This is a genomic window from Nocardioides alcanivorans (assembly GCF_021555175.1).
GTDB classification, from domain to species: domain Bacteria; phylum Actinomycetota; class Actinomycetes; order Propionibacteriales; family Nocardioidaceae; genus Nocardioides; species Nocardioides alcanivorans.
Genome location: NZ_JAKGRW010000002.1, coordinates 198,487 through 211,887 on the forward strand (window position 1 = coordinate 198,487; position 13,401 = coordinate 211,887).

General features: G+C 68.7%; 10 protein-coding genes, 1 tRNA gene and 1 pseudogene. 9 read left to right on the top strand and 3 right to left on the bottom strand.

Annotated features, from left to right (window positions below):
* Window positions 1-63: 63 nt before the first annotated feature.
* The 4 genes and pseudogenes from L1066_RS01085 to L1066_RS01100 all read left to right on the top strand — a co-directional run bounded on the left by L1066_RS01085 (window position 64) and on the right by L1066_RS01100 (window position 4,551).
* Window positions 64-497, top strand: a pseudogene (locus L1066_RS01085) (nucleoside deaminase).
* A gap of 59 nt (window positions 498-556) precedes the next feature.
* A tRNA-Ser gene (locus L1066_RS01090) sits at window positions 557-646 on the top strand.
* 486 nt (window positions 647-1,132) lie between these two features.
* On the top strand, window positions 1,133-1,288 hold the full coding sequence (locus L1066_RS01095; RefSeq protein ID WP_235734521.1) for a hypothetical protein: 156 nt from the start codon (window positions 1,133-1,135) through the stop codon (window positions 1,286-1,288).
* A complete protein-coding gene (locus L1066_RS01100; RefSeq protein ID WP_235734522.1) occupies window positions 1,285-4,551 on the top strand; it encodes an HtaA domain-containing protein in 3,267 nt (1,088 codons plus the stop codon). Before L1066_RS01095 ends, L1066_RS01100 begins: the two co-directional genes overlap by 4 nt.
* A 121-nt stretch (window positions 4,552-4,672) precedes the next feature.
* On the opposite strand, the gene L1066_RS01105 is transcribed toward L1066_RS01100, so the two are convergent.
* From L1066_RS01105 to L1066_RS01115, 3 genes are all read right to left on the bottom strand, one after another.
* Window positions 4,673-5,995, bottom strand: a complete 1,323-nt coding sequence (locus L1066_RS01105) for a Fic family protein (RefSeq protein WP_235734523.1) — start codon at window positions 5,993-5,995, stop codon at window positions 4,673-4,675.
* A gap of 456 nt (window positions 5,996-6,451) precedes the next feature.
* Entirely contained in the window at window positions 6,452-7,357 is a 906-nt protein-coding gene (locus L1066_RS01110; RefSeq protein ID WP_235734524.1) for a MerR family transcriptional regulator, read from the bottom strand.
* A 39-nt stretch (window positions 7,358-7,396) separates the two neighbouring features.
* Window positions 7,397-7,822, bottom strand: a complete 426-nt coding sequence (locus L1066_RS01115; protein WP_235734525.1) for an SRPBCC family protein — start codon at window positions 7,820-7,822, stop codon at window positions 7,397-7,399.
* Between the two features lie 167 nt (window positions 7,823-7,989).
* Between L1066_RS01115 and L1066_RS01120 the strand changes: the two genes are divergently transcribed.
* Genes L1066_RS01120 through L1066_RS01140 form a run of 5 tightly spaced genes read left to right on the top strand, consistent with a single transcriptional unit; the run spans window position 7,990 to window position 13,382 of the window.
* Entirely contained in the window at window positions 7,990-9,252 is a 1,263-nt protein-coding gene (locus tag L1066_RS01120) for an NAD(P)/FAD-dependent oxidoreductase (RefSeq protein WP_235734526.1), read from the top strand.
* A complete protein-coding gene (locus tag L1066_RS01125) occupies window positions 9,249-10,004 on the top strand; it encodes a DUF1365 domain-containing protein (protein WP_235734527.1) in 756 nt (251 codons plus the stop codon). Before L1066_RS01120 ends, L1066_RS01125 begins: the two co-directional genes overlap by 4 nt.
* Window positions 10,001-11,257 carry an SAM-dependent methyltransferase gene (locus L1066_RS01130; protein ID WP_235734528.1) on the top strand — a complete coding sequence of 419 codons (1,257 nt, stop codon included), beginning with the start codon at window positions 10,001-10,003 and terminating at the stop codon, window positions 11,255-11,257. Before L1066_RS01125 ends, L1066_RS01130 begins: the two co-directional genes overlap by 4 nt.
* Entirely contained in the window at window positions 11,254-12,021 is a 768-nt protein-coding gene (locus L1066_RS01135) for an SDR family NAD(P)-dependent oxidoreductase (protein WP_235734529.1), read from the top strand. The genes L1066_RS01130 and L1066_RS01135 overlap by 4 nt, the downstream gene beginning before the upstream one ends.
* Window positions 12,018-13,382, top strand: a complete 1,365-nt coding sequence (locus tag L1066_RS01140; protein ID WP_235734530.1) for a cryptochrome/photolyase family protein — start codon at window positions 12,018-12,020, stop codon at window positions 13,380-13,382. The genes L1066_RS01135 and L1066_RS01140 overlap by 4 nt, the downstream gene beginning before the upstream one ends.
* Window positions 13,383-13,401: the final 19 nt, after the last annotated feature.

Below are 13,401 nucleotides of genomic sequence, written 5' to 3' on the forward strand. Positions count from 1 at the left end.
TCGTGTGAGACTGGACGGCGACTTCTCAGGGAGGTGGGGATGGCGGGGCGTTACGACGAGGCGATGCGATCGGCGCTGCAGGAGGGTACGGCGGCCCTCGCCAGCGGCGACGTACCCATCGGGGCGGTGGTGCTCGACTCCAGCGGTGCCGTGATCGGGCGGGGCCACAACGTGCGCGAGGCCGACGGTGACCCGACCGGGCACGCGGAGGTGATGGCGGTGCGCGACGCCGCCCGGCACGTGGGGAGTGGCGGCTGTCGGGCTGCACCCTCGTGGTGACGTTGGAGCCGTGCACGATGTGCGCTGGCGCGATCGTGCTGTCCAGGCTCGACCGGGTCGTCTTCGGTGCCTTCGACGAGAAGGCAGGTGCCGTCGGCTCGTTGTGGGACGTGGTCCGCGACCGTCGCCTCAACCATCGACCCGAGGTCGTCGCAGGCGTGCTGGAGGCGGAGTGCCGCGCGCTGTTGCACGACTTCTTCGACGAGCACCGCGGTTGACCTGCCCGGCCCGGCAGGCCGATTTTCCGCCGCCCCGTCACTCCGGTAAGGTTCCCCACGGTGCTGTGTCCGAGCGGCCTAAGGAGAACGCCTCGAAAGCGTTTGTGGGTGCAAGTCCACCGAGGGTTCAAATCCCTCCAGCACCGCCATGTGATGTCTCGGGACATCGCGGACACCCGAACCCACGGAAATGTGGGTTCGGGTGTTCTTCATTTCGGGGTTCGTGGTTGGTAGTCCTTGTTGGGGTCGATGGCGAGTTCGCGCAGTAGTTCGCCGGTGATGGCGTTGATGATGCGGACGTCGAGGTCGTGGATGAGCCAGGCCGAAAGCGTGCGGATGGCCCATGTCGCAAGACATCGGAGCCGCCCGGGCCCACGGAGTCGTGCAACCGCTGAGGCAATTGGGGGTCCGCAGCCGATCGATGGGTATGACGCGGAAGCGGTCCTCGTAGGCGTAGGAGCGATTCCCGGTGCGCAGTGCGATGCCTCACTGCTCAGGGCTGGGCTGTGGCAGGCGGAGAGATTCCCCGGCCCCAATCGGACGGATCGCGCAAAAACCATGAACCACCCGATGCGGGCCGAATGGTTAGCCATTAGGGTTGCCTAACCTATCCTGCTAACGAAAGGGCACCCGAGATGCCCGGATCTTCTCGTCGGCGTCGTGGCCCCGTGGCCGCGGTGCTGGCGTCAGCGCTCACCTTGACCTCCTTGGGTGTCCTGTCGGTGGGCGTCTCGCCTGCCCAGGCGGCCGAAACCCCGATCAGCAGCGGCAGCGGCCTCGATTGGGGGTGAAGGCATCGTGGCGCAACTACATCGGAGCCGGTGGCACCACCCTGACCGGCGGTGTGACGCGCAATGAGGACGGCACGTTCCGCTTCCCCGTGGCCCGCGGAAGCTACGACGACGCCACGCGCACCACGACAGTGGAGTTCGCCGGAAGTGTCGAGTTCCTCGGTCACTGCCACGGCGTGCCCGAGGCCGGCCAGACACTGGCGCGGCCCTGCGACCTCGACCTCACCTTCAGCGACGTGAAGGTGGAGATCTCCGAGGACCGGGCCAGCATCCTGGTCGACGCCGAGAGCCGGCCCATCGCCGGTGGCGACATCGTGACCTACGACGACGTCGCCCTGGTCGATCTCGACGTCGAGGATGCGCTGCCTACCGTGGTCGGCGGTGTCACCACCTGGTCCGACCTCACCGCGACCATGACCGCCGACGGTGAGCGCATCTTCAGCTACTCGGCGGGCACGGTCGTCGACCCCGTCACCTTCAGCTACGACGGGCCAGGCGGCAAGCCGGTGGGCGAGACCTGGGACGTGGCCGGACAGGCCGTGCACGAGGCCACCCCCGCGACCCCGCAGCCCGGGCGGAACGCCCAGCGCATCGTCGGCCGACTCAGCACCGGCGAACTGATCGGCTGGGGCGACTCCCGGGTCGCGGTGCTCGACCCGCAAACGTTGGAGCCCCTCAGCGACTGGGTCGCCGGACCGGGGGTGACCGGCGACATCCTGCGGGACTCGATCGCGATCGACCCGGGGACCGACACGGTCTTCGCTGCCACGTACACCACCAACGCCGCCGATCGCCGACTGGTCACCTACGCGTGGGACGGCACCACGCTGACCGCCACCGAGGTGGCCGACAGCCATGCCCCCGACCTGATCCACGACAGTGGCAGTGCGGGGGCCTGGGACCCGGTCGGCGAGCGGTACCTGGTCGCGCGCAGCCGGAGCGCCACCAGCACCGACATGTGGCAGGTGCGCGATGTCGACGGCACCTGGACGGCCAGCAGGATCGGCTCCGTGCAGATCAGCAGCCCCGGCAGCGCGACGTGGGAGAACTCCCTGGTCAACATGGTCGCCGTACCGGACGGTGCGGGACGCACCGTGCTGCTCGCGACCTCACTGGGCGGCAGTCGCCCCGTACAACGCCTGGCTCAGGTCGGTGATCGGTTCGTGGGCGAGCCGCTGGAGCAGGTCGGCGACCGGCAGCCCGATCGCGTCCTCGGCACCCGCAACGGCGTGTATGCGGTGATGTCCGGCGACTCCGCGCTCTTCATCCCCTATGTGGGCTACTCCGACAACCGGCGCCTGGGTACCGCCACCGAGCCGGTCCCGTTCAAGGTCAACTTCGACTTGAACCGGAACCAGTCGATGCTCTTCGCCGACTGGGCCAGCGACACCCTGGTCGGGGTCACCGACTCCAGCCAGAACATCACCCGGCTCGAGCGTGGTGTGCTGGTGGCGCGGGGCGGTCTGAGCGACGGGCCGTACGGCAACAACCCCGTGGTCGGGCTGACCTCCGACGGTGACATCTGGGGCATCCTCCCCGACGGGTTGAACGTGATCCGTGCGGTCGCCCAGAGCCCCTCCTTCGCGAAGCAGCCGGAGGCGCCGGTCGCCGACCTGAGCGGCGAGTCCGCGCAGATCACCGTCTCGGCGACCGTCGAAGGAACCCCCGCGCCCAGCGTCACCTGGCAGTCGCGACTGCCCGGCCAGGCATGGACCGAGGTCACCGACGGCGCGCAGGGCACCACCTTGACCAGCACGGTCACCGCAGCCGATCAGGGACGTCAGTACCGCCTGATCGCGGAGAACACCGGTGGTCGGGTTGCCAGCGAGCGGGTGTCCCTGCAACTGCGGACTCCACCGCGGATCATGGTGCAGCCGACCGACGTGGCGGCGGCCCCGGGTGAGGACGTCCAACTCAAGGTGATGCCGGACGGCAGCCCTGCCCCGACGGTCCAGTGGCAGCAGCGGATCGGTGGGGTTTGGCACGACGTCCCCGGTGAGACCAGTGCGACCCTGCAGCTCGACGACGTCGACGTGAGCCTGTCCGGGACCTCGTTCCGGGCCCGGTTGACCAACCCGGTCGGCAGCGTCACCAGCAGCCGGGCAACGGTCACGGTGGCCGAGCCGAGCGTCGAGCGACGCGAGATCACCGCGGGCAGCATCGACTGGGGTGTCAAGGCATCGTTCCGCAACTACATCACTGGGCCGATCGCCCACGGTTCGATCGAGGTCAGCGACGGCGTGAGCACCAACGAGGACGGCACGCTCGCCTTCCCGGTGGTCGATGGTGTCTGGGATCCCGCTGGGACCAGCATCATCGAGCTCGGCGGATCCGTACGGTTCTTCGGTCACGACAGCGGGAACGGTCCGCAACTCGATCTGACGATCAGCGATCCGCGAGTGCTGGTGGACGGTGCCGGAGCGACCCTGGTCGCAGACGTGGTCTCGCGAGGGCTGGACAGTGGCACGCTGACCACCTACGACGACGTCGTGCTGGCCGATCTCGACAACGGCGGCGACCGGATCCGTGCGTTGGGCGATCAGATCCTCCTCAGTGAGGTGCCTGCCGCGTTGACCGCGGTCGGTGCCCCGGCGTTCGCCGACTTCTACCCGGCCGGGAGTGACCTGGATCCGATCAGTGGCACTGTCGAGCTCGGCGAGGTGGTGGACGACACCGACACCGACGCGGTGGCCACTCGTACGACGGTCCTGGCGGCTGGCGCAACCGGCTTCGGGCAACCGCTCAACGTGCGGGTGCGGGTGAGCGCTGACGACCAGAGCTCGGTGAACGGCACGGTGCGTCTGAGCGTCGCGGGTCGTACCTGGAACGCCAAGGTGGTCGACTCGGTCGCCGCGACCAAGGTGCCGGCCGGGGTCACCCCGGGTGCCTACGTGCTCCGGGCGCAGTTCCTGGGGACCGAGGCGTTGAGCACGTCATCTGGCAGCGACGCCCTGCGAGTCACCAAGGGCATTCCGAAGGTCACCGCGAAGCTGCCCAAGAAGAAGGTTCGGGTTGCAGCGCGGGCCAAGCTCGCGGTGGTGACGACGTTGCCGATCGCCAGCGTCAAGGTGCGGGGCAAGGTCGTGGTGCGGGCAGGCGGCAAGGTGCTGCTGCGCACGACCTTGAAGCCGAACGCGAAGGGCCGGACGGTCCTGCGTCTACCGCGCCTGGCGAAGGGGAAGCACCGGTTGACGGTGACCACCGTCGCCAACCCGCGACAGCGTTCGGTGACCAGCAAGGCGGTGGTGCTCCGGGTGCGCTGACCCGGAACTCGGCCAGCCGCGCGCCGACTGACGCCGATGAGGCACTCCGCCTCATCGGCGTCAGTTCGTCTTGGGGTGCCGGTTCAGCTGGCGGTCGGGTCCTGTCCGCGAGTCCATGCGTTCAGACGTGTCTCCAGCACTTCGACCCCGGGGCCGGCACCCGGTTGCGGCACTCGCCGCTGGCCGTGGGAGCGCCGCACCGGAAGCGAAGGGAGCCTGAGGCCGGGGTGAACGCCGGGGCTTGACTGGCAGGGCCCGCTTCAGCGCCGAAGGCCAGGAGGGTCAAGATGTCGTCAGCCTGGTAGATCGCAGCGCGGCGGTACTTGCCGGTGCCGCGACTCAGCACCCCGATCGTTTCCAGCTCACGCACCAGGTCCTCGGCGCGGCGAGCTGTGATCCCGAGATGCTCAGCCAGGAGCCGGGTCGTGAGCACCGGATGTTCGATGACGACATCAAGAGCGCGGTGGATGGCGCCGTCCGCCCTTGCCCCGGCGACGGCCTCACGCCAACCCGCGTCCAACGCCAGCGCAGCGTCGATGAAGTGGTTCGCCGACTTCACCGAGTCCGCGACGTAGCCGAGGAACCGGGACAGATAGCCGTCCAGCGCTGCTGCGCGCGTCTTCAGTGACTTGCCTGAGTGTCGATAACCGGTGAGTGCCTCCACATATCCGCGCCCATCGTTCCTCAGGGCTGCGGACAGCGGTACGACGCCTCCATCGACCAGGCCGGCGCGTTTGAGGACTCCGTGCACGAGCGCACGACCAACTCGACCGTTCCCATCCTCGAACGGGTGGATGGACTCAAACTGGGCATGCACGAGTGCTGCGGCGAGGACCGGAAGGTCGCCCGAGGTGTTGATGTATTCGAGCAGATCGTCCATGTAGCCGGGGACGGCGTCGTGCGGTGGGCCGGCGTACTCGGCATCCAGCGGGCTGGTTCCACCGATCCACACCTGCGTCTCTCGATAGCCAACGCGGTGCCACGGCAACAACTGGTGATGGATGCCCCAGATGTGCTCGTGCTCCCATGCGCCAGATCCGAGCAGGTCGATCGCGTCCGTCATTGCCTGTGCGTTGCGCACGACCTGCGCTGCCACGTGAGCTGATGCTCCGTCGGCGTGCAGGTCCTGATTGTGTTCGCGCAACTGCGCGAAGGCAACGTCGCGCGGGGTTGCCCGGATGCCCTCGATCCAAGAGGACGAGATGGACTCGGAGCGGAGCGCGGTTGAAAACAACACGGGGAACGGGTTGGCCCTGAGCCGCGCACCGAACAGCTGGAGCGCGCCGGTGACGTCGGCGGCGAGCTCGAGCACCGAACCACTGGGAGTGATGGTCGCACCGGTCAGGCGGTCCGGATGGTAGCGGCGGTAGCTGCCACCTTGCCGCTCAGCGCGCGAAGCGCCGGCGTAGTCGGGCGCCACGCGAACGTCTTCCCAGCGGGCCATGATGAACTCCTCCTTGAGCGAAGGATAATACTATTATCCTTCGCTCAACGGGTCCTCGGCAACGAGTCTTTGCTGCCGTCCGTGAACTCGACTATCGACCCAGCCGTATCGCCCGCGCTCTGTGCGCGTCACGCAGCCAGTCCATCGGCATGATCATGCCGACTACACCAACCGCACTTCGCTGAACTGGCCCAAGCCGTCGAGCCAGAGGCCCACGACAACCGCTACATGCTGGTGATCCGGACGGCAGACAACGAACCGGCGCGGGAGAAGGAACTCTTCCGAACCCTTGTCGAACGGCAGATGGACGGCCTCCTTCTCATCTTGGCGAGTGCCGGATGAACAGTCATTCGCTCAGGCAAACCTGTGGATGCTGAACAGGGCCTCGGTGGAGTGTCCGTGCTGTGATTCTGCGAGTCCAGCGCAAGAATGCTCCACCGAAGCAGCGGGGCCGGTTCAGCTGACGGCCGGGTCGGCCGAAGGCCGCGTGCTGGCGCTCGCCAACGTGCTGGCGAGGAGCCGAGCGGCCGGGCCGATCTCGTGGCCCAGCCGAAGGCAATGCTCAGGGGCAAGATCCTGACCTGAGCCGCCGACGGCGACGAGGAGGTCGGGAGTCTGCTCCACCATCGCCGAGACCGTGTGCGCGAGCGACTCCGAGTCCTCGGCCATGGGGACCGCGAGCACCGCGCATCCGACCGACGGGATCGTGGCGGCCGCGATCCAGTCGTCGATCGGCACGTCGGCCCCCAAGTAGGTGGTGGCCAGACCGGCCCTGCGCGCGGCGGTGGCGAACGCGAGGAGACCCAGATCGTGGCGCGAACCCGGCGGAAGTCCGACGATGACTCGAGGTCTGGAGCGATTGTCGCCCGCTGCGTCGTACGCCGTCGCCAGGCGTCGGATCACGCCGTGGGCCACCATGTGCTCCCCGGCGACGGAGACCCGCCCGTCCTCCCAGGCCGTCCCGAGCTCGCGCAGTGCAGGCAGCAGCCACCCGTCCACCACGGTCTCGAAGGACGCGGAGGCGAAGTGTCGGTCAAGGACCTGGTTGAGCCCCGCGACGTCGAAGGTGCTGGCCACCTCTGCCAGGGCCGGACCGTCGGCCGCGTCGAGGAAGTTGTCGTCGGTGCTGGCCGTCGGCGCTGCGCCCGCGGTGCGGTTGACCTCTTCTGCTGCCTCCCGTGCGGCCCATCCCGAGCGGACGAGGTCGCGCATGAGGCGAAGCATGCGCACGGCCTCGTCGTCGTACAAGCGGTAGCCCGCCGGGGTCCGGAGGGAGAGGTTCAGCCCGTGGCGACGTTCCCAAGCGCGCAGGGTGGAGTCGCTGACTCCGATCAGCTCCGCTGCGTGCTTGATGGTGTACATGGGTGTTGCCGAGTCGTGTCCTGGTCTGTTCGGTGCCGCTCAGCCCAAGGCCTTGCGCAGTGACTTCTCCGCCTGGTTGCCCAGCCTCCAGAAGGCCGGGGCCGTCAGCGGAGCCAGTAGTCGGACCTTGCCCTTGAAGTCGAACGAGGCGCGGTAGGTCACCTGGGTTCCTCCGGTCTCGGTCTCGTTCAGGGTCATGGAGTCGTGGGCAACGACAGTCTTGTTCTCGCCCCGCAACCTCAGCTGCCAGGGTGCGGCGTCCTCCTCGACCACGTAGGTCAACTCGGTCCTGCGGCCCAGGAAACGGGAGACGTTGTGGTAGCGCGAACCCACTCCGCCGTCGCCGCTCTCCAGGGTCGTGCGGATCGTACCGGGATCCCACTCCTCGGTGTTCGTGAAGTCGTGGAGGTAGTCGTAGACCTCCTGGATGGGGCGGGGGACGACGAGGGATCGAACGATCTCCATGGCTCTGTCCTAACCTTTGACAAACCTTGTACAAAGACCGTACCTTCGAATCTCGGATCCAGCAATCCGATTCACCCCCGGCTCCGAACCACTTGTCCGACGATCTGCTCGGATCCGGGCCGCCGGCCCGAATGTCCCGAACTGCCGAGCGAACCCAGGAGGTCGCAGTGCCCCGCCCCCGAGCAGCCGTCATCGGCGCTGGCGTGTCAGGCCTGACCGCGGCGCACGTCCTGGCGCGGACCCACGAGGTCACCGTCTTCGAGTCGGACTCACGACTCGGCGGTCATGCGCACACCCACGACGTGGCGGTGAACGGACAGGTCGTCGGGGTGGACTCCGGGTTCATCGTGCACAACGAGCGGACCTATCCCCACCTGCTACGACTGTTCGCAGAGCTGGGGGTGGAGACCCGGCCAACCGAGATGAGCATGAGCGTCACCTGCGAGTCCTGTGGCCTCGCCTACGCCGGCGGCCGGGGGCTCGGCGGGATCCTGGCGCAGCCGTGGCGGGTGGCCGACCCCCGGTTCGTGCGGATGCTGATCGAGGTCCCGAGGTTCCACCGTGCGGCAAAGGCGCTTCTTGCCTCCGGCGGGCCGGAGACGACTTGGGGTGACTTCCTCGCCGCCGGCCGCTGGTCGGAGCACTTCATCCGCCACTTCGCCTTGCCCCTGGTCTCCTGTGTGTGGTCCGCCGACGAACGCGATGCGATGGCCTACCCGGCCCTCCACCTGTTCCAGTTCCTCGACCACCACGGCATGCTCACGGTCACCGGCTCGCCGACGTGGCGCACCGTGGTGGGTGGGTCGCGCACGTACGTCGAGCGACTCGCCGACCGGCTGCCCGACGTACGCCGGGCGACCCCGGTGACGGCAGTGGTGCGTCATGCCGACGGCGTCGACGTCACCGTTGCCGACGGCACCACGCAGACCTTCGACCGCGCCGTGGTTGCCACCCACGCCGACCAGGCGCTCGCGCTGCTGGCCGATGCCACCCCCGAGGAGAAGCAGGACCTCGCCTCGATCGGTTACTCCACCAACGCCACGGTCCTGCACCGCGACTCCTCGCTGCTTCCGGTGCGTCGTGCCGCTCGGGCCTCGTGGAACCACCGGACGTCGTGCGGCGGCTCGTCCGGCGGCTCCGGCGGGGTCACCGTGAGCTACTGGATGAACCGGCTGCAGGGGCTCCCGTCGGGCGACGACGTGCTCGTCACCCTCAACGACACCGCGCGGGTCGATCCCAGCACGGTGATCGCCGAGATGACCTATGCACATCCCGTGTTCACCCCCGACGCGGTGCGGGCCGCGGCGCGTCTGGCCACGGCCGGCGGCGACCGCCTTGCCTTTGCCGGCGCCCACCTCGGCTGGGGGTTCCACGAGGACGGGTGCCGCTCCGGCGTGGCCGCGGCTGCGGCGCTGGGAGCGAACTGGTGACGCAGCATCTCGAGCTCCCCGCCCTCCCCGCCCTCGTCGTGGGCAGGGTGGGCCACGTCAGGCACCGTCCGGTCCGACACTCCTTCGAACACGCCCACTACCAATGGCTGGTCGATCTCGACGACCTGCCGCGGCTGGCCTGGCCGGTCCGCCATGTCGCTCGGTTCGATGCACGCGACCACCTCGACCGCGGCCGACGTGGCGGCGGCATCCGGGGAGACCTGAGCAGGTGGTTGGCGCGTCGCGGCGTCACGCTCGACGAGGAGGACAGCGTCGTGATGCTTGCCCACGCACGCGTCCTCGGCCACGTCTTCGATCCCCTCACCGTCTTCTGGTGCCTGCGTCCCGACGGCTCGCTCCGCGCGGTCGTCCTCGAGGTCCACAACACGTACGACGAACGCCACGCCTACCTCATCGAGCCCGACGAGGCCGGTCACGCCGAGGTGGCCAAGGAGTTCTACGTCTCCCCGTTCAACGATGCCGAGGGCGACTATGCAGTCGAGCTGCGCCTCGACCCCGGCCATGTCCGTGTCGGCGTCACGTTGCGTCGCGACGGTCAGCGCATCCTCACCGCGGTCACTGCCGGCTCGCCGGTGCTCGCGTCGAACCGCACGGTGGCCCGCACTGCCGCCAGACACCTGTTCATGACCCACCGGGTCAGTGCCCTGATCCGTTGGCACGGCATCCGGCTCTGGTTCGCCCGGCTGCCCGTCCGGACTCGACAGCCGCACTCCGAGGAGGCCGTTCGATGACCACTCTCACCACGCCCACCGCGCCCGTCCGGTGGCGCCCACGGCCGAGCGTCCGCGCTGCCGTGGCGCGCCGGATCCTGAAGGCGGTCGTACGCCGCGTGCCGGTCGACGTACGCCTGCCCGACGGGAGCGCCTTCTCCGCGGACTCCCGCGCCGGGCAGCCGGTCCTCGAACTGGTGCGACCCGAGGCGCTGGTCCGCCGCATCGCCGACAACCCCAAGATCGGCATCGGCGAGGGCTACATGGCGGGCGATTGGCGCGCGCCCGAGGGCACCGACCTCGCCTCGGTGCTCCGCCCCTTCGCCGAGAGGATGACCACTGCCATCCCGCCGGCGCTGACCCGGATGCGGCGCGTCGTCGACCGCCCCATCCCGCGCCGCGAACGCAACTCGCTGTGGGGCTCACGCCGCAACATCGAGGCCCACTACGACCTGAGCAACGACCTGTTCGCCGCGTTCCTGGACGAGACGATGAGCTACAGCGCAGCGATGTTCGACGAGTCCCGACCCTTCGCCGCACAGGATCTCGCCGAGGCGCAGCGGCGGAAGATCGCCGCCGTTCTCGACCTTGCGAATGTCCGTGCCGGCAGCCGGGTGCTCGAGATCGGCACCGGGTGGGGAGCGCTCGCGGTCGAGGCAGCCCGTCGTGGGGCACACGTGACGACCGTGACCCTGTCGCGAGAACAGGCCGAGCTGGCCGCCGAGCGAGTTCGGGAGGCCGGGCTGGCGGGGTCGGTCGACATCCGTCTCCAGGACTATCGCGAGGTCACCGGCGCCTATGACGCCGTCGTCAGCGTGGAGATGATCGAAGCCGTCGGCGAGGAGTACTGGCCGACCTACTTCGCGGTCCTCGACCGGTTGCTCGCCCCGGGCGGGATCGCCGCTGTCCAGGCCATCGTGATGGCTCACGATCGCTACCTGACGACGCGCAGATCCCATGGATGGATCCAGAAGCACATCTTCCCGGGTGGCCTGATCCCCTCGCTGCGGGCGATCTCCGAGGTCACCGACCGACACACTTCGCTGAAGATGGATCGGGTCCATGCCTTCGGTCTCCACTACGGCGAGACGCTGCGTCGTTGGCGACACACCTTCGACGAGGCCTGGCCCGCCGTCAGCGAACTCGGGTTCGACGAGACCTTCCGACGGAAGTGGGAGTTCTACCTCGCCTACTGTGAGGCCGGCTTCGACGCGGGTTACCTCGACGTCGCCCAACTCAGGTTCAGCCGACCCGCTGCCGGGGGCGTCCGATGACGAAGTCGTCCGCCATCGAGGGCCGCCGCTACTGGATCGTGGGCGCGAGCAGCGGCATCGGTGCCGCGCTCGCCAAGGAGCTCCTGAGCCGTGGTGCCCAGGTCGTGATCAGTGCTCGGGACGCTGAGGCGCTCCGCTCCGTGGCTGGGGACGAGATGGCCGTCGTTGCCGTCGATGCCACCGATCGCGACGCCGTACGTGCCGCGTCGGACGAAGCGCGGCGAGCACTCGGCGGCATCGACGCCGTGGTCTGGTGCGCAGGCTTCTGGGAGCAGTTCGACGCAGGAGACTGGGACGCCGACAGCTTCGCCCGGCACGTCGAGGTCAATCTGCTCGGCCTCAACAACCTGCTGGCTGCGGTCGTGCCTCCCATGGTCGAGGCCGGTGACGGTCACGTCATCGGCGTCGCGTCGGTGGCGGGCTATCGAGGGCTCGCGGGCGCAGAGGCCTACGGGGCGACCAAGGCAGCCCAGATCAACCTGCTGGAGGGATTGCGTGCTGCGCTCTCCCGCCGGGGTGTGCGGGTGACCACGGTGTGTCCCGGGTTCGTGCGTACCGAGATGACGGCCGACAACGAGTTCTCGATGCCCTTCATCATCGACGCGGACGAGGCAGCCGAGGCGATTGCCGACGGACTTGCGGCACACCGGGTCGAGATCGTCTTCCCCTGGCGGATGGCCCTGACGATGAAGGTGGCGCGGCTGCTGCCTGTGCGGGTCTGGTCCGCCATCACCTCACGCATGGACAATCCGGCGGCCCGGTGACCTCCATCTGGTGGCTGCGTCGCGATCTCCGACTCGACGACAACCCCGCGCTCGTGGTGGCGGCTGCGGAGGGAGAGGTGCTGCCCCTCTTCGTGCGTGACCCGCAGTTGGCGCACCTCGGCAAGGCGCGACGCAGTCGCTTGGAGGCTTCGCTCGCGTCCCTCGACGCATCGACCGGTGGCGCTCTCGTGATCCGATCAGGTGATCCGGGTACGACGGTCGCCGCCGTCGCTCGCGAGGCCGGCGCGCGCAGCGTCCACGTGACCGGGGAGTTCACTCCGTATGCGCGGCGACGCGACCGCGAGGTTGCGGAGCGCCTGGGCCTTGACGGCGTGGCAATGCACTCCTCCGGCACGCCCTACGCGGTCCGGCCCGGCACCGTCGTCACCGGCCAAGGCACGCCGTACAAGGTCTTCACGCCGTTCGGCAAGGCGTGGCGCGACCAAGCAGTCGCTGCTCCGGTGACGCAGCCTGCTGCGTTGCGCTGGTCCCGCACGATCACGGGGGAGCGGCTGGACCGCGAGCTCCTCGATGCGGCCAGTCGCTGGGAACCCGCGGGGGAGCAGGCCGCGCTCGAGCGGTGGCGCACCTTCCTTGACAGCTCTCTGGCCGACTATGCGGACGGACGGGACCGTCCCGACCTCGCCGGCACCAGTGGCCTGTCGACGCACCTCAAGTACGGCGAGATCCATCCGCGCACCCTGCTGCGCGATCTCGCCCTCGTCGGCGATGCCCAGCGCGTGGGCGCGCACAGCTTCGTCAACGAGCTCGCCTGGCGGGAGTTCTACGCAGATGTCCTGTGGCACCGACCGGCGTCGGCGTGGCACGACCTGCGTGAGCTGTCGGGCATGGACTTCGACGAAGGGCCAGGGGTCGACGAGCTCGTCGAGGCCTGGTGCGAAGGACGCACGGGTTTTCCCTTCGTGGACGCGGGGATGCGCCAGCTCCAGCAGACCGGTTGGATGCACAACCGGCTCCGGATGGTCACCGCCAGCTTCTTGGTGAAGGACCTGCACGTGAGGTGGCAGGTGGGTGCCCGCCACTTCCTGATCCAGCTGCTGGATGCCGACATCGCCTCCAACAACCACGGCTGGCAGTGGGTCGCGGGGACCGGCACGGACGCGGCGCCGTACTTCCGGGTCTTCAACCCCGTGACCCAGGGCAAGAGGCTCGACCCCCGAGGTGACTTCGTACGGCGCTGGGTGCCGGAGCTCGCCCATCTCGAGGGCGCTGCGGCACACGAACCGTGGCGGCACGCCGAAGGGTACGTTCACGGCTACTGCCGCCGGATCCTCGACCACAGCGAGGAGCGACGCGAGGCGTTGGAGCGGTACTCGCATGCTCGCCGTTCGATGGAGTGAACATGTTGTGGTTCGGCTC